This window comes from Flavobacterium sp. CS20, from assembly GCF_018080005.1.
In the GTDB taxonomy this organism is placed as follows: Bacteria; Bacteroidota; Bacteroidia; order Flavobacteriales; family Flavobacteriaceae; genus Psychroflexus.
The window spans coordinates 2,825,120-2,849,222 of sequence record NZ_CP073015.1; the positions used below are offsets into that span (position 1 = coordinate 2,825,120).

Here is a 24,103-nt window from a genome sequence, read left to right on the forward strand (position 1 = left end):
CCATTATGTTTGAGTTTTATAAATTTAAACACTACATGGCAATATCTGCAAAATCTATAACAAAATATTATCAATCTCAAAAGGCTTTAGATGAGGTAAGTTTTGATATTCCAAAGGGTCAAATTGTTGGGTTTTTAAGGTAAAACGGAGCAGGCAAATCTACCATGATGAAAATCCTTACAGGATATATCAACAATTATAAAGGTCTTGCAAAAATTAATGATACCAACATTAAAGATAATGCTCAAAATGTTCAACGCCAAATCGGTTATTTGCCCGAGCATAATCCGTTATATTTAGATATGTATGTCAAAGAATTTTTAAAATTTAATGTTGATATATACAAATGCTCACCCAAACGAATTCACGAGGTTATTGAGCTTACAAATTTAGGAAGCGAATCGCATAAAAAAATCCATCAGTTGTCCAAAGGTTATCGCCAACGCGTTGGTTTAGCTTCTTGCTTTGGTTCACGATCCAGAAATATTAATTTTAGACGAACCAACAACGGGTCTTGATCCCAATCAATTGGTTGAAATACGTCATCTGATAAAAACTATTGGGCAAAACAAAACAACGCTTTTATCAACACACATCATGCAAGAAGTCGAAGCTATTTGTAATCGAGTAATCATCATGAATCACGGTCAGTTGGTAGCCGATGAAATGTTAGAAGATTTAGCCCATAACCAACAACAAATTATACATGTTGAGTTTGATTATAGTGTTGAGTTAGAAGCTTTAGAACGTCTTGATAAAGTTAAAAAAGCCAAAGAAATTGGATTATACGAATACGAATTGTATTTTGAAACTTCAATCGATATGCGCTCTTATGTATTTGATTTTGCTCACGATATTGGATTAAAAATAAAAACCCTCAACCGAAAACATCAAAGCTTAGAAGATTTATTTAGAGAATTAACCGTTAAAACATAAATTTTATGAAAACCCTTTTAAAATTAGCTGTTTTTATTTTCGTATCTAATATTTATGCTCAACAAAGTCAAAAAATATACAATATCATAGACAGTGTTTCAGCTGAACATATAGAAAAAGACATTCGAAAATTAGCAGGATTTGGAACAAGAAATACCTTTAGTGATACATTGAGCGAAACCCGCGGTATTGGTGCGGCAAGACGATGGATAAAAGCAGAATTTGATAAAATTTCAAAAGAATGTAATGGTTGTTTAGAAGTGTTTTATCACCGCACAATGGTTACTACCGACATGGGAAAACGTGTGCCAAAAGATGCTGAAGTTGTCAATGTGGTGGCTATTTTGAGAGGAACTCAAAATCGAAATTCGTTTGTGATGATGAGTGGCGATATAGATTCCAGAGCGTCTGATACTCAAGATTTCACAACCGATGCACCAGGTGCTAATGACAATGCAAGTGGAATGGCAGGCACAATTGAAGCGGCTCGCGTTTTGTCTCAATATAAATTCAAAAACAGCATAGCTTTTGTTGGACTAAGCGGAGAGGAACAAGGTCTTTTTGGTGGACAATTTTTGGCTAAATATGCTCAAGATAATAATTGGAACATCATTGGTGTTTTTAACAATGACATGATAGGCAATATTCAAGGTATTGATGGCGTGATTGATAACCGTAGTTTTAGAATTTTTAGCGAAGCCCATAATCCCACAGAAACAGAACGAGAGAGAATTATGAAACGTTATTATGGTGGTGAAGTCGATGGTAAATCTCGTCAATTGGCCAGATATATTCACAAAACCGTCAAAACTTATATGCCAGAAATGAACCCAATGATGATTTATAGATTAGATCGTTTTGGTCGTGGTGGCTATCATAAACCTTTTAACGACATAGGTTTTGCTGGCATTAGAATTATGGAAGCTCATGAAAATTATATTTGGCAACATCAAGATGTTCGTGTTGAAAACGGGATAGAATATGGCGATGTTGTTAAGCATGTCAATTTTGATTATGCTAAAAAACTTACGGCAGTCAATGCCATTAATTTGGCAAGTTTAGGTTGGGCACCATTACAACCTGAAAATGTAGAAATCGGTGGAGCTGTTCAGCCATCTACAACATTAAAGTGGAAAAAATCTGAAGACACAAATGTGAAAGGCTATAAAATTTATTGGCGTGAAACCACTTCACCAATTTGGCAATACAGTCGTTATGTTGGTGATGTCAACGAGTTTACACTAAAAAATATTGTTATTGATAATTATTTGTTCGGTGTTGCTACTGTTGGCAAAAACGGCTTTGAAAGTGTGGTTTCGTTTCCTTCTGGCATATTGAGATAAAATATAAATCGAAAATTTAACTTTGATTATGTAACCTAGGGTTGTTTTTTACGTATAAATATATGTAGAAACAATTTTAACAGGATGAGACAACTCAAAATCACCAAACAGGTTACCAATCGCGAAACTGCTTCTTTAGACAAATACCTTCAAGAAATCGGTAAAGTTGACTTAATTACAGCCGAAGAAGAAGTAGAATTGGCACAACGCATTAAAGCTGGCGACGATAAAGCTTTAGAAAAACTGACCAACGCTAATTTAAGATTTGTAGTTTCCGTAGCTAAACAATATCAAAATCAAGGTTTAACTTTACCAGACTTGATCAACGAAGGTAATCTTGGGTTGATAAAAGCGACAAAGCGTTTTGACGAAACCCGCGGTTTTAAGTTTATATCTTATGCCGTGTGGTGGATTAGGCAATCTATTTTACAAGCTTTAGCAGAACAATCTCGAGTTGTTAGATTGCCTCTTAATAAAATTGGCACAATTAATAAAATCAACAAAGCTTACGCACTTTTAGAACAAAACAACGAACGACCACCAAGTCCTGAGGAAATTGCTAAAGAATTGGATATGAGCGTGAACGATGTTAAAGAATCGCTTAAAAATTCTGGTCGCCATCAATCTTTGGATGCTCCTTTGGTTGAAGGTGAAGATTCTAATTTGTATGATGTTCTTAATTTTGGAGAATCGCCAAATCCTGATAAACAACTCCTTCACGAGTCGCTTCAAACGGAAATTGAACGTGCTTTAGAAACTTTAACGGCTAGAGAAGCAGATGTGATTCGCTTGTATTTTGGGTTAAACAATCAACAACCCATGACGCTTGAAGAAATTGGACAAATATTTAGTTTGACCCGCGAACGCGTGAGACAAATAAAAGAAAAAGGCGTAAGGCGACTAAAACATACCAATCGAAGCCGAATTCTTAAAAATTATTTGGGATAACAATTTGATGTGAAAATTTAAAATAATATCTGCATTGTAACTAATCAGTCCGCAAATTAGCAATAATATTTAGTGTAGATAAAACTGATTGCTGATTTTTTAAACAAGAATCTGTTACAGATCTAAGTATGGCAAAGTTATCACAGCCCTGTTCTGATCTAAATTGTCCAGAGATTTTCTGTTTTACTTTTATATTTCTTATTGCTCTTTCAGAGGCGTTGTTATCTGGAGGTACATCCAGATGATAGAGGAATGTAAAGATATAGTTCCTGTATTTTATAAGTCTTTTTTTAAAAGTTATTAATTCTTTATGTTCTTTTGGCGGATCATGATTTAAGATGATATCCATTCTTTTTTCTATACTTTTCTTTATTGGACAATCCTTGTTAAAGGCTATATCTTTTATATTTTTCTTAAAGTTGATGGCTTTTAAAAATAAGTTTTTGCAAGCTCTACTCCATTTATGATCATGCTTTCAGTTAGATAGTTTAAATCCCGAAGTAAATGTGCCATGCAAATTTGGTGTGATTGAGCGTTGGTATTGAAATGACTCTTCCAACAATCGTGCACTAACACAGCATTTTCAAAACCATTTTCAAAGGTTTGTTCTATACTTTTTTGTCCTCTATTATCAGTTATGGTAATAAAGGTTGCTTTTTCATTTTGCCATGTCCACGCCCAGTTTTTGTCTCCTGATACTTTTACTCTGTTTCATCGCTACCGATAGGTGATTTTGAGTTTGCTATTTCTTGTTTTATCAGATTATATGCAGGTTCAGCTTTAGTGACAAGTTTGTTTAATAAATAGTGTATTCCTCCTTCACTTATAGGAATATTAAAAACCGTATTGAACATTTCTTGCATTCTCTTAAAAGGCAAGTATTGTCTGGTATGAAAATATCCTATTAAACTTTCAATATTATTCCCATAGCTTACGGGTGCATTTGCTTGTGATGGATAGTCGCTTTTTGTTTCACAACCGCAAGGACAAACTTTTTATAAACCTTGTGTTCTGTGACTTTTATTTTTATTTCAGGGATGTCAAATACCTGTCGACTTCCTGCATATTGATGTGGAAGTGATGAAAGGTCGTTTCCACAACAGTTACAATAATCTGGTATGTGTTCTTCTGTAACATCAGGTATCTCAACCATCTTCAAAGTATTGCCTTTTCTTCTGTTTGCCCACCTGGCTTACGCCCTGTCTTTATTCTTAGGCTTTTCCTCTTTGGTCTATTTTCATCCTTTGAGGGTGGTATGGAGCTATTATTACTGTTTTTTGGAGTTTCATATTTGGTAAGTCGTGCTTTAAGTTGACTATTTTCTAATTCTAAAGCAATTAGCTTTTTAGAAAGTTCTTCTACCTTCTGCAAGAGTGATTCTATAAGCTTATCCTTTTCCAACTTTTTTTCTTACAAATGTAGGGTGGTATGTTTGTAACAAACAAATTATTAACCAATTAGTTATCAATCCAAAAAGTTAAAAATGTTGATAAAGGTCTGATTTTTAAAATCAAGCTCTAATGAGTGGCTTATTTGAAATTTTTTTTAAAAAATTGAAATAAGCACAAAGAAAATATATGCTCAGTTTGTATTATCCAAAATTTATAGTCTTATTTTTGACACTGATTAGTTACTCTGCATTTTTGCCGAAAGCTATTTTTAATTTTTCACATCAAATGCATCTCTCAGCGTATTGCCAATCATCATAAACGCCATGACTAAACTCATGATGGCTAAACCAGGAATAATAGCCAAATGAGCTTGACCAAGCACGATATAATTGTAATGTTCTTTAATCATATTACCCCATGTGGGAATAGGTGGTTGTGCACCAATACCAAGAAAACTCAAACCACTTTCGATAAGAATTGCCGCTGCAAAATTTGCTGCAGAAATCACAATGACAGGTGCCATAATGTTTGGTAAAATATGTTTGGTTACTATCCGCCAATGCGAGTATCCCAAAGCATGTGCTGCGGTAATGTAGGGCATTTGTTTGACGCTTTTTACTTGTCCACGTACCACTCGGGCAACTTCTACCCACATGGTTAAGCCTACAGCGATAAAAACTTGCCAAAATCCTTTACCTAAAGCTAATGTCAAAGCGATGACCAAAAGCAATGTTGGAATAGACCAAGTAACATTGATAAGCCACATCACAAATTGATCTATTGCACCGCCAAAATAGCCGCCAAGTGCACCGATAAAAATTCCGATAACTAAAGAAATAAAAACTGCCACAAATCCAATAGACAAAGAAACCCGTGTCCCAATCAGCAATCGGCTGAGCATATCTCGACCATAGCGGTCAGTGCCAAGCCAATAGGTTTTGGTGTAAATATAATTTTGTTCAATTTCTCTGACGTTTTTAAAACGGTCTATAGCAATTCTTTCTTTAGGTGCTGTAGCGTCAAAAGGCGTGATTTCAATAAAGTTATTCTTTATTTGATAATCTTGAATAGGTATGATAGAATTGACTGATTTTTGACCAGTTAACCAAGATGTCCAAGAATTTTCAGCTTCGTTTTGATTAGGAATTTCAATGACTAAAGTTTCAAAACCAGGTGATTTAGAATGTATAGCCAACTGCATTTGATTGGCATTGACCGAAGCGTCTGGTGCAATTACATAAGCTAAAAGTGCAATTAAAGCACAAAATACAATATAGCTTAAACTAAAAACGCCCCAAAAACGCGTTTTAAATTTTTGGAGCGCTAAGCTAAATAGTGATTGTCCTTTTGGACTTTTCATAACCTTATTTTTGTGACGAAGCTTCAGCCAATTTAAAGTTTTTGGTGTGTTGTCTCAAGTCTTCTAAAACAGAGACAGCTTCCTCTACATAGATGTCTTTTTGCAAGTTGTTGTGCCAGTTTTCTCGCTTATCTTTTAAAGTTTCATCGGTTTCAAAAGCATCAATTTCAGATGGTAAAGACTTAAAACTTAAGTCATTTTTGTAATTGTTGAGCGAATCAAATCTTTTGGCTTGAGCATCGGCTTCTTCAATTAATTGTTTATAAGCTTGAAAATTAAGCGGAAAATCATTTTTATCGCGTTGAGTTTTAATCCACTTAGCCTGTTCTTCAATCAAAGCAACTAATTGGTGATTGTCCATACGGTTTTGACTTTCTGAAACAATTTCTTCAAGGTTTTCATAGCCAGCCCAATCATTATAATCTGCTTGTTGAATTTTGTCATAAGGTAAAGGGTTTTCGTAATCTCTTTCACCAATATCGATAAATGAATAACGGTCTGGTATTACGACATCACTTTCAACGCCTTTTAGTTGAGTTGAACCACCGCTGATGCGATAGAACTTTTGTGTAGTCAATTTTAATGCACCCATATCGCCTAAGGAATTATTGCGCATCCAGCGGTTAAGGTTGGCTACATTTTGTACGGTTCCTTTGCCATAAGTTTGGCGACTGCCAATAATTACAGCACGTTTATAATCTTGCATAGATGCACTAAAATTTCGGAAGCTGAAGCAGAAAGTTCATTGACCAAAATCACGAGTGGACCATCCCAAAGAGTGCCTTTTTTCTTGTCTTTTAAAACTTCAACATTGCCATCTTTATCTCTAACTTGGACTACAGGTCCTTTATCAATAAACAATCCAGCCATTTCTATAACTGTTGATAAAGAGCCACCGCCATTATTTCTTAAATCGATTATAAGTCCTTGTACTTCAGACTTTTTTAGTTTTTTGATTTCTTTTTCAACATCAGATGCGGCATTGCGTTCATTATAGTTGTCCATATTGAAATAGAATTTGGGCAAATTGATAAACCCAAATTTTGTATCGGCTTTTTCAATGATGGTAGATTTAGCATAGGTTTCTTCTATTTCAACTATATCTCTTACAATGGTAATATTCTCAAAAGTGCCATCCACTCTTTTAACGGTTAATGTCACTTTAGTGCCTTTTGGACCTTTGATAAGTTCAACGGCGTCATCTAAGCGCATTCCAGTAATATTGACGGCTTGGTCTTCGTCTTCTTGTTTAACTTTTATGATTAAATCACCTACTTCTAACTCTTTGCCACGCCAAGCTGGACTGCCAGAAATAATTTCAACAATTTTCACATTGTCTCTTAATTTTTGAAGTCTTGCACCAATGCCTTCTAGTTTACCAGACATCGAAATATCAAAACGCTCTTTATCTCTTGGTGCTAAATATGCAGTATGTGGATCAAATTGAGACACGATTGTATTGACATATAAATTGAACCAATCTTCACGTCTTAAATCTTCAGAGTTTGAAAAATATCGCTCTATCGATTCACGGGTTTGGTCAATAGCTTCTTCTTTAAGTTCTTCGGTTGATTTTAATTCTATGGTATCACTTTTTTCTGCTTGAGCATTTTGGGTGTCATAGGCTGAATAATAATTAGATAGAAATGAAAAGTTTAATTGTTTTCTCCAGCGTTCTTTTAAGGCTTTTGTGTTTTTGACATACTCCAAATTTTCGTAGTCTGTATTGATATGATCATCAGAATTCAAATCGAAATCATCTTCTAAAATAGAGCTGTAAAAAGCTTTAGTTTCATCAAGACGCTGTTGGTAACGGTTGTAAACTAAATTGAAAAAGCTGATATCTTTGTCGCGGATTTGATCATCGATTTCAGTTTCGTATTGGCTAAAATCCTTAAGGTCTTTTTGGGTAAAATGACGTTTCATCGGGTCAAGACTTTCAATAAATTCTTTATAAACCTGTTCTGAAAAGTCGTTGTCAATTTCACGCTTATCGTAGTGACCTTGGTCTATCACATAGGTTATAAGTTCAATTAGAATTTTATCTTTATCAGAACCTTCTCCATCAAATTTTTTAGCGGTGAAGCTACACGAGCTTACAGCCAAAAGCACAGCAATGCATAGTAATGCAAATTTATTTTTCATTAGATTATTGTTTATAAGTTTTCAAAATTATAAAATCAAAAGCACAAATTAAGCCAAATTAAAATTTTAAGCTAATAGATTTCACATAATAGTTTGTTAAAGAGTAGCTAAGCACTGTTTGTTTTGATTTGAATATTTGATTTTAAACTAGATAGCACTTAGTTATCGCTTTCATTAGTAATAATTTAAGCATTAAAACCAAAAAATATTATTTTAACCTGAGTTGGCTACCGTAAGCCTATTCTCGTATTGAACTTTTCTTGTCTTGCCATAAACATTTAACTCACTTCATTTTAAATTGTCATTTAAATAAGATATACAAGATAGGATTAAAAATAATTTTTTTCAACAAAATTTATCAAGTTGAAATATTCATTCAAATATTTTTGTCTCAATTTTTTAATGATAAACATCATTCAAAACATAAATCCTTACTTTTGAAGAAATTTTTGAAATATTTTATATTATGAAAATCATTGTTCCTATGGCGGGTCGTGGTTCGCGACTTAGACCGCATACTCTAACCGTTCCGAAACCACTTATTCCAATTGCGGGTAAACCCATTGTGCAACGCTTGGTTGAAGATATTGCCAAAGTTGTTGATGAGCCTATCGAAGAAATTGCATTTGTAATTGGTAAAGATTTTGGCAAAGCCGTAGAAGAACAACTCGAAAATATTGCCACAGGTTTAAATGCAAAAGCTAGCATTTATGTTCAAGATCAACCGCTTGGCACAGGTCATGCCATTATGAGTGCTGAACCTTCACTTAGTGGTCCAGCTGTTGTGGCTTACGCAGACACTTTATTTAAAGCAGATTTTAGCATTGAAAAAGATACCGAAGCGATGATTTGGGTTAAGCAGGTGGACAACCCCAAAGCTTTTGGCGTAGTCAACATCAATAACAAAGGTCATATTACTGACTTGGTAGAAAAACCCGAACATCCTGAATCTGATTTAGCGGTGATAGGAATCTATTATTTTAGAGACATCAGTATATTAAAAGAACAATTGCAAGCGGTTTTAGATGAAAAACTTATTCGTGGCTGTGAATATCAAATCAATGATGGCATTGAAAAAATGAAGCAAAACGGAATCATTTTTAAACCTGGAAAAGTCGATGAATGGATGGATTGCGGTAACAAAACCGTAACCGTTGAAACCAACAAACGCATTTTAGAACATTTGAAAAATGGAGATGAAAAATTGATTTCAGACCACGTTGAAATTCACAGTTCTGAAATCACAGAACCTTGTTTCATTGCCGATGGTGTCAAATTGATAAACGCTAAAATTGGACCTTATGTTTCTTTAGGAAAAGGCACAGTAGTGAAAGACAGTGCGATTAAAAATAGCTTAATTCAAGAACACACTGAAATCACAAATGCCAATCTCAACAATGCTATGATAGGCAATTTTGCTAAATTCAATGGTCAATTTTCAAGTATCAGCATTGGTGATTATTCGGTTTTAGAATAGATGAAGAACAATATTTTGACATATCTGTTTTTGTTTTTGGGATTTATCATCTTTCAAAATATCAATGCTCAAATTGAACAGGAAATTGAACCACAAGATAGCGTTATACCGGTTAATAATAACAAGGATTTTCAACCGAAATTTTTTAAAGCTCTGTCTGAACGCGGTATAGAAAACTATAAAAAAGCTGCTGAAATTTTAGAAACTCTCAAGGCTGAGCATTCAGATAAAGCCGTGGTTTTTTTTCAATTGGGTTTAAATTATTTCGATTTAGAGCAATACAATCTGGCCTTAGAACATTTGCAAAAAGCAGATGAATTAAAACCTAATGATTTTGATATTCGAGAGGCATTATTTAGGGTTTACTATCAACAAAAAAACTATGCTAAAGCTTTAGAATTGGCAAGTGATTTAGCCTTAAAAAAATCAGAATATTATGAAATTTTAGCTAATCTGTATTTAACTACTGAGCAATATAAAAAAGCTTTAGAAGCTTTAGAAAAAGCAGATCAAAAACAAGGTTTTGATGCACACAAAGATCAGTTGAGAGAAGTGATTTTTGAAGCTTATGACAAACAAAAATTCGCTATTTCTTATTATCAAAAACGCATTGAACTCGAACCTTACAATCCGTTGAATGCTTATCGATTAACAAGATTTTTAATGCAAGAAAATCAATATCATGAAGCATTAAAAGTTTTAGAAAATTTGATTGAAAATCATCCACGTTTTACGAGAGCTTATGTTTTAAAAACACAAGTTTATCTTAAGTTAGACCAAGTTGAACAAGCATTTGATGCATTAGAAGCGGTTGTGTCTGATCGGTTTTTAGAAGAAAACTATAAAGTTCAAGCTATTGAATACATAAAATCCTTTGTTGAAAAGAATCCTGAATATCAAGACAAATTTGTTCAAGTCTTGAATGTTGCTTCTGAAACGGCTGAAAATTCTGCCAGTTTTTTAGATTTAGGCTTGTTTTATTTTGAAAACGATAAGCCTCGAGCTTTGGAAAATTTCAAAAAAGCTTTATCCCAAAACCCACAAGATTTTCAGATTTTAAGATACGTCGGTGTTTTGGAGCTTCAGCTTAACCGTCCGCAAGCGACAATTGAAACAGCAGAAAAAGCCCTTGAAATATACCCAACACAAGCGGTTTTTATGCTGATTAAAGGTCAAGCTTTACTGGAGCTAACACAATATAATTTTGCTGAAACGGTTTTACTTGAAGCAGAATCTTACATTTTTGAAGAAAATGATATGATGCTAAAGCTTTATGAAACTTTACAAAAAGTTTATGTGGGTTTAAATAATGAAGCACAATCAAAACTATATCAATCTAAAGCTGAAGAACTTAAAAATAAATAATGATAAATATATGCCAACCAAATCAGTTTTAGTTGTCTTGATATCAGTTTTGATATTAGTATCTTGTGGCGGAAGTCAGTCGGTTTTAAAAAAGAAAGACCTCAAAAATGAGACCTTAAAAGCGATTGTCAAAAACTACAACAAATCTACGCCAAGGTTTAAAACCATGCGCGGTAGAATAAAAGGGGTTTATGATGATGGCAATCAACAGCAAAATATCAATATCAGTTATAGATTTCAAAAGGATAAAATCTTATGGATGAGTGCTAAATTTGCGGGTCTAATTCAAGTGGCTAAAATAATAATAACACCTCAAAAGATTAAATTTTACGAACGCATAAACAATTCTTATTTTGACGGAAATTTTGAATTGGTCAGTGCTTTTTTAGGACTTGAACTAAATTATGAACAATTGCAAAACCTTTTTACAGGTCAAGCCTTAAAGAATATTGAGATTTCAAACACCGATTTTCAAACAGCAGGCGATTATTTTCAAATATTAACTACTTATGATAACGGTTTTACCCAACATTTGCTTTTAGATGCTAAAACCTTTAAAATCAGGCAACAAAGTTTGAATATAAACAATAAACAAATAAAAATTATTTACAAATCTTATCAAATCATAGATGGTTTTTCATTTCCAGAAGAATTTGTAATTTTAGCAGGAGACAATAAAGAGCATATTCAAATTACGATGACTTACAAAAACATAAAGTTGAACGATGAGTTGAAGTTTCCTTTTAGTTTTCCCAATAACTACTCGCCAATTCAATTGAATTAAATTATGAAACGTTATCTTTTTTTGTTGATAGTTTTAATTTATGGACAGTTTGTTTTTAGCCAAACTCAAAAAGAGTTGGAAAAAGAACGCCAACAAATAGAGCAACAAATCAAACAAATCAATAGCAATTTAGACGAAACTCAATCTCACAGAATATCGGCTATTGAAAAGGTGCAAACTCTTAACCAGCGTATAGCTGTTGCAGAACGACTTGTGCGAATCAACAATCGCGAAGCCAATATGCTATCCAGAGAAATCAACGCCAATACTCAAGCTATAGATAAACTTAGAACTCAACTCAAACAACTCAAAGCTGAATATGCTCAAATGGTAGTTGATGCTTATAAAAGTAAATCTCAACAAAACCGAATTATGTTTTTGTTGTCTTCCGATAATTTTTTACAAGCCTACAAACGCCTTCAATACATGAAGCAATTTGCGGCATATCGTAAGAAACAAGGCAAAGAAATTGAAATACAAACGCGACAACTTCAAGCTTTAAACGAAAAGCTATTTGAGCAACGCCAAGCTAAAGAACAACTTTTGGCTCAAAATCGACAAACCATTGAAAAACTCAATAAAGATAAAGTCGCTGAAAAAGAACTTATTGCTTCCATTAGGAAAAAAGAAAGCCAGTATAAGAAAGAGTTAGAACGGAAACAAGAAAAAATTACCGAGATTGACCAACTCATTCAGAAATTAATTAGAGAAGCCATTGCGAGAGAGAATAAAAAGTTGGGCAAGACCTCCAATAGCCGATTTAAAATGACGCCTGAAGCTAAACTCTTAGGAGGTAAATTTGAAGATAATAAAGGCAAATTGCCTTGGCCTGTGGTTTCTGGTTTTGTATCTCGACCTTACGGCACAAGACATCATGCTGTGGTTAAAACGGTTATGACCAAAAGTGAAGGCGTCCGCATTGACACTCAACAAGGTGCAAAAGCCCGAGCTATTTTTGATGGAGAAGTCAGTCAAATTATGGTCATACCAAACGCTTTCAAAGTGGTTATGATTCGCCACGGTCAGTATATCAGTGTTTACAAAAATATAGACAAACTCAATGTAAGAAAAGGCGATAAGGTCAAGCGTAACCAATTTATAGGTACAATTGGTCAAGATTTGACAGATGGATCTACTACTTTAGGGTTTTATATTTATAAAAACAGTAAAACCCAAAACCCAGCAGATTGGATTTATAAGATGTAAAACATTCAATTATTCTAAATTATCTACAAAGTTTTGAAGATATTCAAATTTTGGAGTCAATTTGCCTTGATTTGTTATTTGTGCTCTTTTTAAAATACCATCTTTGTCATTGTTAAAAAATGCAGGAATAACGTGTTGTGCAAACATTTCTCCAAAACCTTTGCTTGCGTCTTTGGGCAATTCGCAAGGTAAATTATCAACAGCCATAACACCAATAGCATCGGTATTCATAAAGTCAGTCTCGGTTTCTGTTTGAGGATCATAAGCGTAAAAAGGGTTTTCGATGCTTGATGGTCGTATAGTTGAAGCCACAGGACCATCGATATCGCAACTGATATCAGCAACCAATTTAATTTTAAAATCAGATGATTTGGCATCTTCTCTTGTAAACAAATAAGGAGCATTATCACCGTAAAAATGCCCTGCAATAAATAGGTCAGAAGTTTTTGCAAATTTCATAAAATCAGACTTATAAGGTGAAGGGTCTTTAAAAAAATCTTTTATGTTACTTGGCTTACCATCTTTTCTTTTGTTGTAGTCTAAAACTTTAGCATTAGTAAAAACAGGAATATTAAAATCTTTACTTAAATAATCATCAACACTGATTTGTTGTATTTTCAAATGATTTAAAATCTCTTTAGCTCCATTGGCAACTTTTCCTGAGCCAGTCAAAACAATTTTTATTTTTGGAATTTTAATTTTATCGAGTTCTTGTTTGACTTGATTTAAGTCTGATAAATTTTCAACTTTTGGTAAATGGAATAATTTTTCTCTTAAACCTAACAATCTAAAACCATTATATGCTCCTACTAAACCAGCATATCTACCAAATCCAATAAGTCTTCTACCCTTTGTATCAGTAATTGTTTCATGATCAAAAAGATCGATATTTTTTTTTAGTATAGTTTGTAAAAGTTTTCTGTTATAATCTTGTTTCTTGATGGTATGAGAAAAGAAAAAATAAGATTTATTAGGAATCAAAGACTCAACAGGCACTTCTTTTACCCCAATAAGAACATCACAAGCACTTAAGTCAGGGTTGATTTCTATACCAGCTTTTTGGTAAGAGCTATCAGGAAATATTCTAATATCAGAAGGTTCAACAATAAATTTTAGGTTGTTGTATTTTTGTTCTAAACCATGAAGTTGTTGAGGTGTAAAGACGACTCTTCTATCTGGCGGTGTTTTGCGTTCTTTGATAATTCCAATGGTCATACGATAGGAAATTTTGGATTTTTTGATGTATTGCTCGTTAGGTTAAAAATTTTACAAATGTAAAAGATTTTAAATCAGATAAAAATATAGTTAAACTTTTACAAAGGCATATTTAAACACCCAACTTAGAATTTTTATCCCTGCCATTACCGCACCTTTTATGGTTCCAGATACTTTAGATTTGCCAATACGGTTGCGATATTTAACGGGTTCTTCTTTATATTTAAGGTTGTGTTTTAAGGCTTTTAATTGCATCTCAACAGTCCAACCATAGGTTTTGTCTTGCATGTTTAAAGACAGGAGTTTGTGGTATTTTATAGCTCTAAAAGGACTAAGGTCTGTAAACTTTGCACCATACATCAATCGCATTAGCGAAGTAGCCAAAGCATTTCCAAATCTTTGCGGTAAGGTCATCGCTCCTTTTTCTCTCAAAAGTTTTTTACGTGCACCTATAACAAAATCATAATTTTCTTCTATAATAGGCTCGACCAAGCTGGTGAGTTGTTCAGGATAATCACTGTAATCGGCGTCTATAAAAACAACTATATCAGGGCTTTTAGACTGATTTTGAATGTATGCCATCGCCTTTAAACAAGCATAACCGTAGCCTTTTTGTGCTTCAAAACAAATAGTTGCACCTGCTTTTTTTGCAACATATGACGTGTTGTCTGTTGAGTTATTATCAACAACAATCACTTCATCAACAAAATCGGGTATATCTTTTACAACTTTTGCAACAGATTGAGCTTCGTTATGAGCAGGTATGATAACTTTTATAAGCGTATTTTTATACAAATTTAGAACCGTTTTTACAAGTGTATATTTTAGCAAACATACACTTTTAGTATTTATGCATAAGTCTTAAAATTTTAATTTGACTTACAATGAAGTATGAATTTGAAATTAAAAACAAATTATTTAAGGATATAAAATCTAACAATTAAAAACTCAATAGATAATTCTATAAAAAGATGTTTAAAATTAAAACTATAAAATAATGCTAAATAGATTTTTTGCTTTGTGAATTCTTTTGAAAATATTATATTAGCGTTATAAATGATAGTTATGTCAGTTTCAAAACCTTTTAATTTAAAACAATGGATTGAAGACAACAGAGATTTACTTAAACCTCCTGTTGGTAATAAAAATTTATACAAAGACGCTCAAGATTATATCGTGATGATAGTTGGTGGTCCTAATGCTCGTAAAGATTATCACTACAATGAAACAGAAGAGTTGTTTTATCAACTTGAAGGGCAAATAGAAATTCACATTCAAGACAAAGGTAAAAAACGAACCATGTCACTTCCTGGTGATATGTATCTCAATCCACCAAAAGTGCCACATTCGCCAGTTAGGCACGAAAATTCTATAGGTTTAGTCGTTGAACGCAAACGCAGTCACCTTGATATTAAAGATGGTTTATTATGGTTTTGTGACAATTGCAACCATAAACTGCACGAGGTCTATTTTCCACTTAACGATATAGAAAAAGATTTTCTAGAGCATTTCAACCATTTTTACGCGAGTGAAAGTTTGAGAACCTCAGACAATTGTGGAACTGTGATGCCTACTGATAAACGTTTTGTAACAGATTAAGGCTTTCATGTTTGAACTTGTAATATTGAAATTGTTCTACAAAATAAGCAATGAGATCAGATCATTTAAAAATCACTTAAGTTAACACTATTGTAAATATGAGTATTCATTTGCAAAAGCTTATTGAAAATCTCAAACCCTTGAGACAAAAGTTACTTGACCACAATTTATATAGATATATTGAGACACCTGATGACTTAAGAATATTTACTCAGCACCACGTTTTTGCCGTTTGGGATTTTATGTCATTGCTTAAAATATTACAACAAAAATTAACCAATGTCAATGTGCCATGGACGCCAAGCGATAATACAGAATTTACGTATTTGATAAACGATATCGTTCTTGCTGAAGAATCAGACTTAAATAGAGCTGGCAAACACCAAAGCCATTATGAGATGTATCTTGATGCTATGGAAAATCTAACAGCTTCAACGCTTCAAATCAGAAAATTTACTGATCAAATTCAACATGGTACGGATATCTTTTTGGTGATCTCTACTACCGATTTACCTAAGTCTGTCAAATCGTTTTTAATCTTTACTTTTAATACCATTTATCACAAACAAACACATGATATTGTTTCTGCTTTCACCTTTGGACGTGAAGAACTTATTCCTGATATGTTTACAGAAATTATCGCTTATATCCAAAAACAATTTCCTGATGAAAAAATTGATGATTTAAAATACTATTTTGAAAGACATATCGAAATTGATGCAGATCAACACGGACCTATGGCTATTAAACTTATAGAAAATCTTTGTCAAAACGATATTAATAAATGGCAATCTGTTGAAAAAACAGCTGAAATTGCTCTACAAAAAAGAATCGAACTTTGGGACGGGATTTTGAAATCTATTCTTAATCATAAAGCCATTGCATAAAATTAAAGCTTTCATATTGACCTTGCTTTATTTTGTTGCTATGATAAGACCTGCTCAGCCTGTTTTAAATTATATTTTAAATTACGATTATATCGTCAATGTATTATGTATTAATAGAGATAAACCCAAATTAAATTGCAATGGTAAATGCTATTTAATGAAAATGATTGAAGACAAACAAGCGGAAAAACCATTCGATAAACAAGCTTTTCAAATGGAACTTTATCCTATTGGTTTTATTTCTATTCTAAACTTAGAATTTAAAAAAGTTAGTTTTTACAAAAACACAATTTACTCATATATAGATATTTACAATATTTTAATCTCTCGTAATTTTGATAAACCGCCTCAGAGTTTTAGTTAATTTATAGAAAACAAATTAAACTTTTTTACAAATTATTTAAAACTCGATTTTATGAAAATTATAAAATTAGCCCTTGTTATGTTCATTTTTAATATAGCAATGGCTCAAGATACATCAAAAAAAGACAATACAAAATGGACTTCCGCAAGACCCGATGGTCACGCACCAATAAGCGTTATGGGAGACCACTATCACCACAAAGGTGAATTTATGTTCTCTTATCGCTACATGCCGATGTGGATGGATGGAAACATCAAAGAAGATAATAGCATCTCTGATTCAGATATCTATTCTAATTTTATGATAGCTCCACAAGAAATGCAGATGGATATGCATATGCTCGGCGTGATGTACGGTGTGTCAGATAAATTAACCCTGATGCTGATGGGTAATGTTTTATCCAACACTATGGATTTGAGCACAATGAGTGGCAATACATTTACAACAGAATCTGAGGGTTTTGGAGATTTAAAAATCAGAGCTTTGTATCAACTCTTTAATGCTGAAAAACAATCTCTACACTTTAATATGGGTTTATCTATACCGACAGGTGATATTGACCAAACCTCTGTAACGCCTATGTCAGATAACGCTCCAGTTGCCTATCCTATGCAATTAGGAAGTGGCACATTTGACCCACAATTTGGGATGACTTACTTAGGACAAACCGAACAGTTTTCTTGGGGTGTCCAAAGTTTATATACCACAAGATTAGGGACAAATGACAACGACTATAGATTAGGAAATGCTTTTGAAACCAATGCTTGGTTGGCTTATAAAGCCCATGACTATTTCAGTTTTTCAACAAGAATAAAATATGTTGATATCAGGCAAATTTCTGGAGCTGACCCAGCTTTTGATCCGATGATGATGCCTTTGTTTAACATTGAAAACTCTGGTCGAAGCCAAGTTGATTTAGGTTTGGGAGCAAACTTTTATGTGCCAGAAGGCAGTTTAAAAAACCTGAGATTTGGATTTGAGTTTATCTTGCCTTTTTACCAAAATGTTAACGGCATTCAAATGGAAAATGATTATGCTGCCACTTTTGGCATTCAATATACGATTGAATAATTTTTTTTTGAGCTAAAGAAATTGATGCTACTTCGGTTTCTTTAGCTCATGTTATCAAATTTGATGTTTCGATTTGTGTGTTTTTTCAATTGCCAAATTTCATTATGCTTTAATTGAGGTATCCTCAGAAAGTCAGAATTTAAAGTTATAGATTTCGGATTTGTTATAAATAGAATGGCTCCAATTCAACTATTTAAAACCCTTGAAACGCATAGGATTGTGCATTTTCTATAGCCTGCAATACGGTCTCGTAGGTAGTCAAAAAGCGTATCGATTATTTTTTTGGCTTTTTCTCTTGCAGTAATTGAAATAAATTTTAACACTCAAATCAAGTTATAAAATAATTGAAAATGAAACTCAAATTCTTTGTTTAAAGATGCTATCAACTTAATTGCTGAATATCCTGAAATCGGAAAGCCAACCGATAATTATGATGCTCGAATAAAAATTGTTCGTGATTATTTAATCATTTATGAAATCAAAAAAGAAAATATTTTCATTTTAAGCATTTGGAACAGCAGACAAAATCCAGAAAAATTAAAAGTCTTATTAAAAAAGTAACTCATATTTAAGGTTAAACACTCAAAAATAAAATCCTATTTTTGCACTATGCAAAATGAAAATATTCAAAAGCTAAATTCTTTAATAAAATCGTCTAAAAACATTGTTGTCTTAGGTCCTAAAAATCCAGATGGCGATGCCGTTGGAAGTTGTATGGCTTGGGGTTTGTTTTTAAAAAAACTTAATCATAATGTTGAAGTGATAATGCCTAATGATTACCCTGAATTTTTAAATTGGGTGCCAAATCAAGAACAAATTTTGATATTTAATCAAGATAAACCTAAAGTTCAAAAAGCTATTCAAAATGCAGATTTAATTTTTACTTTAGATTTCAATCATTTATCTCGAGTAGGCGAGGAGTTGCAAAAAGATTTAGAAACCATTGATCAACCTTTTGTGATGATAGATCATCATCAAGAACCTGGTGTTTATGCTGAAATCACCATTTCACATCCCGAATATGGTTCAACTGCAGAATTGGTTTTTGAATGTATTGACCACTTAAATTCTACTGATTTAATCGATAAAGACATCGCAAGTTGTTTGTATCTTGGCATTATGACCGACACGGGTTCGTTTAAATTTCCATCAACAACAGCAAGAACACATCAAATTGCAGCAGTGCTTATTGAGAAAGGTGCTATCGCACATCAAATTCAGCAAGAAACCTTTGATGCTAATTCTTACAACAGGTTAAAACTCTTAGGACAAGCTATGCAGAATTTAGAATATTTAAAAGATTTTGGCGTAGCATACATACATTTGAGCCAAAAAGAATTAGACCAACACCATTTTAGAAAAGGTGATACCGAAGGTTTTGTCAATTACGGTTTGTCGATTAAAAATGTGGTTTTAGTCGCTATTTTTAAAGAAGAGGCTCAACAAAAAATCATCAAAATTTCATTTCGCTCAAAAGGAAGTTTTGATGTCAATCAATTTGCAAGACAGCATTTTGAAGGTGGTGGTCACAAAAATGCGAGAGGTGGTAAAAGTGATCTTAGCCTTGATGCAACCATTAAAAAATTTGTAAGTTTACTGCAAGATTATAAAACCCAATTAGATGCTGCAATTTAGGATTGTTTTTAGCTTTTTTTTAATGGCTTTTTTGGTGTCTTGTCATCAACCTCAACCCAGAAAACCTGTCAGTTATCAGAACGGTTCATTTTTAGATAAATCTCTAAAACGCAATAAAGCAATTCTGAAAGCAGAAGAAAAGGCGATTTTTAAAATTATTGAAAATGATAGTTCTAATACTTACTACAATTCTTCTGATGGTTTTTGGTATCATTATGTTCAGAAAAACAACAGCGATACCATAACACCGCAATTTGGTGACCAAGTCACGTTTACTTATAATTTGCGGACTTTTTCTGAAGACACCATTTATACGATGGCTGAAATCGGTCAACGTAAATATTTAATGGACCAACAACGTTTGATGACAGGTCTCCGTGAAGGACTTAAAATTATGAAGGCTGGCGAACAAGTTACTTTTTTATTTCCATCATCTCGAGCCTACGGGTTCTATGGTGATAAAAAAAGAATAGGTTCTGACGTGCCTTTAAAAGCAACTGTAATATTAAAATCCATAAAACAAACAGAACGATGAAAACACTTTTTAAACTATTTTTACTAACCTTAATCATTTCGAGTATGTCTTGTCAAAACGAATACAGCAATTTAGACGATGGTCTTTATGCTAAATTTGACACCAATTACGGTGAATTTATTGCTAAACTTTACCACAAAAAAGCACCGATGACAGTCGGTAATTTTGTTTCTCTCGCCGAAGGCAACAACCCTAAAGCTAAAGAAAAATACCAAGGCAAAAAGTTTTTTGATTCGCTTACTTTTCACCGTGTCATAGACGGATTTATGATTCAAGGTGGCGACCCACTTGGCACTGGTCAAGGCGATCCAGGTTATAAATTTCCAAATGAAATCACAGAACTAACACACGACACCATTGGGGTTTTGTCTATGGCAAACAGTGGTCCAAACACCAATGGCAGTCAATTTTTTATTACACTGAAACCACAATCACCTCTAAATGGTTCGTATTCAGTCTTTGGTCAAATTGTTGAAGGTCAATCCGTTGTTGATTCTATAGGTAAAGTAGAAACCGATACGCGTAACAAACCTAAAGAAGCGGTAAGAATAAACACGGTAGAAATCATTAGAAAAGGTCAAGATGCCAAAAACTTTGACGCGGCAAAAGCTTTTGAAAACGGCATCGCAGAATTTGAAGAGGCACAAGCCAAAAAACAAGAGGAAATCAATAACACGATTAATTCTATGTATGACAATCTCCAAGAAACCGAATCTGGTTTAAGATACGTCATTACTAAAGAAAATCCCTCTGGCGAACAGCCACAAGTTGGCGATAATGTTAGCGTGCATTACGAAGGCCGATTAATAGACGGAACCGTTTTTGACTCGTCTTTTAAAAGAGATAAACCTATTACATTTCCACTCGGTCAACGCCGAGTAATAGCTGGTTGGGACGAAGGTATTGCTCTTATGAAAAAAGGTGAAAAAGCAACTTTGGTTATTCCACCAGACTTAGGTTACGGACCAAGAGGTGCTGGCGGAGTTATTCCACCAAATGCCTACTTGATCTTTGATGTTGAGTTGGTCGATATCAAATAAAATGAGATTAAAACCATTCACTATAAGCTACAATGTTCATTTATTGAATGTTGTGGCTTTTTTTATGATTTTTAATTTAATCGGATGCAAAACAGCCAAACTAAACTTATCTGCGACTTATCAAGTTAAATTTTTAGATGAATTTATTTTAGAAAAAAAATCTTTTGAAAATACTGAAATTGGTGGTCTATCTGGTATAGATTACAATGGTGATTATTTTGTTTTGATTTCAGATAAATCTACAAACCCTGATATTTTTAAGGCTGATATACAAATTGAAAATGATAAAATCAAAGCTGTAAATTTTAACAATCATCAAATCATAAAATGTAATACCATCAAAAGATTTGATACGGAAAGTATTCGTTTTTTACCTGATGCAACTGGCTATCTCGTTTCAACAGAAGGAGCTATCAATTCAAATGAAAATGCCCAAATCATTGAAGTTGACGAACAAGGTCAATGTCAAAAAAAATATGATTTACCAAAACATTTTGATGTCAATCATTTTAATCAACCAAGACATAATGGTGTTTTTGAAGGTTTGAGTATCGATTACAGCAAGCGTGGTTTTTGGGTGGTTAACGAATTGCCATTAATTGAAGACGGTCACAAACCTAAACTCTACAATTCATTCTCGCCAGTAAGAATAACCCATTATAATTTTGATAATTCTCAACCCGATGTTCAATATAGCTATGATTTAGAGCGTTTGGTTAAAATTCCTTTTTTGCCCTTTGGACTCAACGGTGCTACTGAAATTTTACAAATAGACAAAAGGCATATTGTTTTAATAGAACGTTCATTTTCAGCTGGTCATAGCTCAAAAGGCAATCGAGTAAAACTTTTTTTAATCGATATTTCAAAAGGAAAAAACACACTTGACATAAGAAGTTTAAAAAAAAATAAAGCCAAATCAATGCCAAAAACGCTGATTTTTGATTCTAAAAACATAAGAAAACAGCTTCAAAAGAACTTTATTGACAATATTGAAGGTATAAGTTTTGGTCCAGATTTACCAAATGGAAATAAAAGTTTAATTTTGATAAGTGATAATAATTTTAATGCTTTAGGCAAACAACTCAATCAGTTTGTTTTACTAGAACTCATAAAACCAAACCAATGAAATATACCAGACTTGTGATCACCTTTTCTTTTATGTTATGTTTTGCCTGTCAAGGTGATAGAGACAAAGTAAGGCAACTAAATATACCACCAGGCAAAACCCCTAAAGAAACCACATACTATTTGATCAGACACGCAGAAAAAAAGCGTGATAATCCGTCTGAAAAAAATCCCGAACTCAGTGAAAAAGGTTTTGAACGCAGTAAATATTGGGGCGAATATTTTGAAGATAAAAACCTTGAAATGTTCTACACTACAGACTCTATGCGAACATTTCAAACTATGATTCCTATTGTTTATCCATACAAAGCCCAAGTGCAGTTTTATGAAGCCAAAGACACTTTGTTTACTGAAGAATTTTGGACAAAAACCTATGGTAGAAACACTATCATTGTTGGTCACAGCAATACCACACCAAAATTTGTGAATGAAATAATCGGTCAAGACAAATACAAACCCATACCAGACAGTATTAATCACAGACTTTATAAAGTAAAAATTGATAAAGACGGATTTGTGGTTCAAGATACATTCGTCAATATTTTACTCAAATAATGATTGTGGAAGTTTTACTTTTTTGTATTTTGTTAATATCAACTTTGCATTATTGGCCATTTCAACATTGGGTATTTCGCACTTTGGCTTTTGCAAAAATTCAATTGAGTTTTATTCAGACTATTGTCATAGCTATTCTTTTAACACAATTCTCAAGTTTAAGTGATTTAAGTATAATTTTGAGTGCAATAATTTTATTGTTGTGGTTACATAATCTTTTTATTCTCCTGCCTTACACTTCAATTTATCATAGAGAAAGCCAAAGACTTGAAACATCAAAAGAAGCGGTAAGTTTTTTGTCAGTTAATGTGTATCAATATAATCAACAATATCATCTACTTATTGAGCTGATTAAACGTATTCAACCCGATATTTTATTAACGATGGAAAGCGATAAAAATTGGGAAAAAGCCTTAGAAGAAGTAGAAGATTTATTTCAATATTCTAAAAAAGTGCCACAAGACAATACTTACGGCATTCATTTTTACACTAAGCTCAAAGCAAACAAAATACAAGTCAACTATTTTGTTGCAGAGGATATTCCTAGTATTGAAGCCGATTTAGAAACAAAAGATGGTGATGAATTTACATTTTTTGGTATTCATCCGCCACCGCCAAGTCCTACGGAAGAAGAAACATCAAAAGAAAGAGACGCTGATATTTTAGCTTTAGGTCAAAAAATAAAAACTCTGAAAAAGCCCTGTTTGGTAGTTGGCGACTTTAATAATGTAGCTTGGTCAAAATCTTCAAAATTATTCAAAAAAACAACCCAATTGCTCGACCCCAGAATTGGACGTGGTTTTATCTCTACGTTTCACGCCAAGTATTTGTTTTTTAGGTTTCCGATTGATTTGATTTTTCACTCAAAATCCGTTTATATTCAGAACCTAAAAACTGAAAAACATATCAACTCTGATCATTTTCCTTTGTATGGAGAATTTGTTGTCCAACACAAAGCTCAAAAACAAGACACAAATACTGACCGACCTTCTGAAGATGAAAAAGAAACTATAAAAGAAATGATTAAAGAGGGGAAAGCGGTAGAGTCAGATAATAGAAAAATGTTATAGTTTTATACAATTTATTTATATAATCAATAAAATTTAGAGTTTTGTAAATAGA

Annotated in this window: 24 protein-coding genes and 4 pseudogenes; 18 read left to right on the top strand and 10 right to left on the bottom strand. The window is 33.1% G+C overall.

What is annotated here, in order from left to right:
- Nucleotides 1-35: 35 nt before the first annotated feature.
- From gldA to IGB25_RS13435, 3 genes and pseudogenes are all read left to right on the top strand, one after another.
- Nucleotides 36-936: pseudogene (gene gldA / locus IGB25_RS13425) on the top strand (gliding motility-associated ABC transporter ATP-binding subunit GldA).
- 5 nt (nucleotides 937-941) lie between these two features.
- Complete coding sequence (locus IGB25_RS13430; RefSeq protein WP_211065439.1) at nucleotides 942-2,279, top strand: M28 family peptidase; 1,338 nt, start codon at nucleotides 942-944, stop codon at nucleotides 2,277-2,279.
- 84 nt (nucleotides 2,280-2,363) lie between these two features.
- Nucleotides 2,364-3,227 (top strand): RNA polymerase sigma factor RpoD/SigA, encoded by an 864-nt coding sequence (locus IGB25_RS13435; RefSeq protein ID WP_211065440.1) that lies wholly within the window; start codon nucleotides 2,364-2,366, stop codon nucleotides 3,225-3,227.
- A 40-nt stretch (nucleotides 3,228-3,267) separates the two neighbouring features.
- Here the strand turns inward: IGB25_RS13435 and IGB25_RS15235 are convergent, their stop codons facing one another.
- The 8 genes and pseudogenes from IGB25_RS15235 to IGB25_RS13470 all read right to left on the bottom strand — a co-directional run.
- Entirely contained in the window at nucleotides 3,268-3,651 is a 384-nt protein-coding gene (locus tag IGB25_RS15235; protein WP_211066853.1) for a transposase, read from the bottom strand.
- Nucleotides 3,652-3,656: 5 nt separating this feature from the next.
- Nucleotides 3,657-3,914, bottom strand: a pseudogene (locus IGB25_RS15735) (transposase); the annotation flags it as partial.
- A 14-nt stretch (nucleotides 3,915-3,928) separates the two neighbouring features.
- Nucleotides 3,929-4,147: pseudogene (locus IGB25_RS15240) on the bottom strand (transposase); the annotation flags it as partial.
- Between the two features lie 11 nt (nucleotides 4,148-4,158).
- Nucleotides 4,159-4,380, bottom strand: coding sequence for an IS66 family transposase zinc-finger binding domain-containing protein (locus IGB25_RS13455; protein ID WP_211065441.1), 222 nt, complete (start codon nucleotides 4,378-4,380; stop codon nucleotides 4,159-4,161).
- 2 nt (nucleotides 4,381-4,382) lie between these two features.
- Nucleotides 4,383-4,628 (bottom strand): DUF6444 domain-containing protein, encoded by a 246-nt coding sequence (locus IGB25_RS13460; RefSeq protein ID WP_211064596.1) that lies wholly within the window; start codon nucleotides 4,626-4,628, stop codon nucleotides 4,383-4,385.
- Between the two features lie 258 nt (nucleotides 4,629-4,886).
- Nucleotides 4,887-5,978, bottom strand: a complete 1,092-nt coding sequence (locus tag IGB25_RS13465; RefSeq protein ID WP_211065442.1) for an ABC transporter permease — start codon at nucleotides 5,976-5,978, stop codon at nucleotides 4,887-4,889.
- Nucleotides 5,979-5,982: 4 nt separating this feature from the next.
- Entirely contained in the window at nucleotides 5,983-6,570 is a 588-nt protein-coding gene (locus IGB25_RS15740; protein WP_371815990.1) for a carboxy terminal-processing peptidase, read from the bottom strand.
- Nucleotides 6,544-8,123: pseudogene (locus tag IGB25_RS13470) on the bottom strand (S41 family peptidase); the annotation flags it as partial. The gene IGB25_RS15740 and the pseudogene IGB25_RS13470, both read right to left, overlap by 27 nt.
- Nucleotides 8,124-8,589: 466 nt before the next feature.
- Here IGB25_RS13470 and IGB25_RS13475 point away from each other — a divergent pair.
- The 4 genes from IGB25_RS13475 to IGB25_RS13490 are packed head-to-tail and all read left to right on the top strand — an operon-like array spanning nucleotide 8,590 to nucleotide 12,955.
- Nucleotides 8,590-9,600, top strand: coding sequence for a sugar nucleotidyltransferase (locus tag IGB25_RS13475; protein WP_211065443.1), 1,011 nt, complete (start codon nucleotides 8,590-8,592; stop codon nucleotides 9,598-9,600).
- Complete coding sequence (locus IGB25_RS13480) at nucleotides 9,601-10,965, top strand: tetratricopeptide repeat protein (protein ID WP_211065444.1); 1,365 nt, start codon at nucleotides 9,601-9,603, stop codon at nucleotides 10,963-10,965.
- Nucleotides 10,966-10,975: 10 nt separating this feature from the next.
- Nucleotides 10,976-11,749, top strand: a complete 774-nt coding sequence (locus tag IGB25_RS13485) for a DUF4292 domain-containing protein (RefSeq protein WP_211065445.1) — start codon at nucleotides 10,976-10,978, stop codon at nucleotides 11,747-11,749.
- Nucleotides 11,750-11,752: 3 nt separating this feature from the next.
- Entirely contained in the window at nucleotides 11,753-12,955 is a 1,203-nt protein-coding gene (locus tag IGB25_RS13490) for a murein hydrolase activator EnvC (protein ID WP_211065446.1), read from the top strand.
- A 9-nt stretch (nucleotides 12,956-12,964) separates the two neighbouring features.
- Here the strand turns inward: IGB25_RS13490 and IGB25_RS13495 are convergent, their stop codons facing one another.
- Both IGB25_RS13495 and IGB25_RS13500 read right to left on the bottom strand, forming a co-directional pair.
- Entirely contained in the window at nucleotides 12,965-14,170 is a 1,206-nt protein-coding gene (locus IGB25_RS13495; protein ID WP_211065447.1) for an NAD(P)-dependent oxidoreductase, read from the bottom strand.
- Nucleotides 14,171-14,260: 90 nt separating this feature from the next.
- Nucleotides 14,261-15,001 carry a glycosyltransferase family 2 protein gene (locus IGB25_RS13500; RefSeq protein ID WP_247653530.1) on the bottom strand — a complete coding sequence of 247 codons (741 nt, stop codon included), beginning with the start codon at nucleotides 14,999-15,001 and terminating at the stop codon, nucleotides 14,261-14,263.
- Nucleotides 15,002-15,235: 234 nt separating this feature from the next.
- Here IGB25_RS13500 and IGB25_RS13505 point away from each other — a divergent pair, with 234 nt between their 5' ends.
- From IGB25_RS13505 to IGB25_RS13555, 11 genes are all read left to right on the top strand, one after another.
- Nucleotides 15,236-15,769: a 3-hydroxyanthranilate 3,4-dioxygenase gene (locus IGB25_RS13505; protein WP_211065448.1), complete on the top strand. Its 534-nt coding sequence runs from the start codon at nucleotides 15,236-15,238 to the stop codon at nucleotides 15,767-15,769.
- Nucleotides 15,770-15,867: 98 nt separating this feature from the next.
- Nucleotides 15,868-16,656, top strand: coding sequence for a DUF3050 domain-containing protein (locus tag IGB25_RS13510; protein WP_211065449.1), 789 nt, complete (start codon nucleotides 15,868-15,870; stop codon nucleotides 16,654-16,656).
- Nucleotides 16,649-17,020 (top strand): hypothetical protein, encoded by a 372-nt coding sequence (locus IGB25_RS13515; protein WP_211065450.1) that lies wholly within the window; start codon nucleotides 16,649-16,651, stop codon nucleotides 17,018-17,020. Before IGB25_RS13510 ends, IGB25_RS13515 begins: the two co-directional genes overlap by 8 nt.
- Nucleotides 17,021-17,071: 51 nt before the next feature.
- On the top strand, nucleotides 17,072-18,091 hold the full coding sequence (locus tag IGB25_RS13520; protein ID WP_211065451.1) for a transporter: 1,020 nt from the start codon (nucleotides 17,072-17,074) through the stop codon (nucleotides 18,089-18,091).
- Between the two features lie 366 nt (nucleotides 18,092-18,457).
- Nucleotides 18,458-18,652 carry a type II toxin-antitoxin system RelE/ParE family toxin gene (locus tag IGB25_RS13525; RefSeq protein WP_211065452.1) on the top strand — a complete coding sequence of 65 codons (195 nt, stop codon included), beginning with the start codon at nucleotides 18,458-18,460 and terminating at the stop codon, nucleotides 18,650-18,652.
- Between the two features lie 48 nt (nucleotides 18,653-18,700).
- Nucleotides 18,701-19,726 (top strand): bifunctional oligoribonuclease/PAP phosphatase NrnA, encoded by a 1,026-nt coding sequence (locus IGB25_RS13530; RefSeq protein WP_211065453.1) that lies wholly within the window; start codon nucleotides 18,701-18,703, stop codon nucleotides 19,724-19,726.
- Nucleotides 19,713-20,261, top strand: coding sequence for a gliding motility-associated peptidyl-prolyl isomerase GldI (gene gldI, locus IGB25_RS13535; RefSeq protein WP_247653531.1), 549 nt, complete (start codon nucleotides 19,713-19,715; stop codon nucleotides 20,259-20,261). The genes IGB25_RS13530 and gldI overlap by 14 nt, the downstream gene beginning before the upstream one ends.
- On the top strand, nucleotides 20,258-21,301 hold the full coding sequence (locus IGB25_RS13540; protein WP_211065454.1) for a peptidylprolyl isomerase: 1,044 nt from the start codon (nucleotides 20,258-20,260) through the stop codon (nucleotides 21,299-21,301). Before gldI ends, IGB25_RS13540 begins: the two co-directional genes overlap by 4 nt.
- Nucleotide 21,302: 1 nt before the next feature.
- Nucleotides 21,303-22,427 (top strand): esterase-like activity of phytase family protein, encoded by a 1,125-nt coding sequence (locus IGB25_RS13545; protein ID WP_211065455.1) that lies wholly within the window; start codon nucleotides 21,303-21,305, stop codon nucleotides 22,425-22,427.
- The gene (locus IGB25_RS13550; protein WP_211065456.1) at nucleotides 22,424-22,981 is read left to right on the top strand and encodes a phosphoglycerate mutase family protein; all 558 of its coding nucleotides are present in this window, start codon (nucleotides 22,424-22,426) and stop codon (nucleotides 22,979-22,981) included. Before IGB25_RS13545 ends, IGB25_RS13550 begins: the two co-directional genes overlap by 4 nt.
- A 5-nt stretch (nucleotides 22,982-22,986) precedes the next feature.
- The gene (locus IGB25_RS13555) at nucleotides 22,987-24,051 is read left to right on the top strand and encodes an endonuclease/exonuclease/phosphatase family protein (RefSeq protein WP_211065457.1); all 1,065 of its coding nucleotides are present in this window, start codon (nucleotides 22,987-22,989) and stop codon (nucleotides 24,049-24,051) included.
- Nucleotides 24,052-24,103: the final 52 nt, after the last annotated feature.

Coding starts and splice junctions, on each gene's coding strand:
- IGB25_RS13490 (WP_211065446.1), top strand. CDS start 11,753: ATGAAACGTTATCTTTTTTTGTTGATAGTTTTAATTTATGGACAGTTT.
- IGB25_RS13430 (WP_211065439.1), top strand. CDS start 942: ATGAAAACCCTTTTAAAATTAGCTGTTTTTATTTTCGTATCTAATATT.
- gldI (WP_247653531.1), top strand. CDS start 19,713: ATGCTGCAATTTAGGATTGTTTTTAGCTTTTTTTTAATGGCTTTTTTG.
- IGB25_RS13505 (WP_211065448.1), top strand. CDS start 15,236: ATGTCAGTTTCAAAACCTTTTAATTTAAAACAATGGATTGAAGACAAC.
- IGB25_RS15740 (WP_371815990.1), bottom strand. CDS start 6,570: ATGGGTGCATTAAAATTGACTACACAAAAGTTCTATCGCATCAGCGGT.
- IGB25_RS13455 (WP_211065441.1), bottom strand. CDS start 4,380: ATGGTTGAGATACCTGATGTTACAGAAGAACACATACCAGATTATTGT.
- IGB25_RS13510 (WP_211065449.1), top strand. CDS start 15,868: ATGAGTATTCATTTGCAAAAGCTTATTGAAAATCTCAAACCCTTGAGA.
- IGB25_RS13530 (WP_211065453.1), top strand. CDS start 18,701: ATGCAAAATGAAAATATTCAAAAGCTAAATTCTTTAATAAAATCGTCT.
- IGB25_RS13550 (WP_211065456.1), top strand. CDS start 22,424: ATGAAATATACCAGACTTGTGATCACCTTTTCTTTTATGTTATGTTTT.
- IGB25_RS13480 (WP_211065444.1), top strand. CDS start 9,601: ATGAAGAACAATATTTTGACATATCTGTTTTTGTTTTTGGGATTTATC.
- IGB25_RS13485 (WP_211065445.1), top strand. CDS start 10,976: ATGCCAACCAAATCAGTTTTAGTTGTCTTGATATCAGTTTTGATATTA.
- IGB25_RS13435 (WP_211065440.1), top strand. CDS start 2,364: ATGAGACAACTCAAAATCACCAAACAGGTTACCAATCGCGAAACTGCT.
- IGB25_RS13545 (WP_211065455.1), top strand. CDS start 21,303: ATGAGATTAAAACCATTCACTATAAGCTACAATGTTCATTTATTGAAT.
- IGB25_RS13465 (WP_211065442.1), bottom strand. CDS start 5,978: ATGAAAAGTCCAAAAGGACAATCACTATTTAGCTTAGCGCTCCAAAAA.
- IGB25_RS13540 (WP_211065454.1), top strand. CDS start 20,258: ATGAAAACACTTTTTAAACTATTTTTACTAACCTTAATCATTTCGAGT.
- IGB25_RS13520 (WP_211065451.1), top strand. CDS start 17,072: ATGAAAATTATAAAATTAGCCCTTGTTATGTTCATTTTTAATATAGCA.
- IGB25_RS13495 (WP_211065447.1), bottom strand. CDS start 14,170: ATGACCATTGGAATTATCAAAGAACGCAAAACACCGCCAGATAGAAGA.
- IGB25_RS13475 (WP_211065443.1), top strand. CDS start 8,590: ATGAAAATCATTGTTCCTATGGCGGGTCGTGGTTCGCGACTTAGACCG.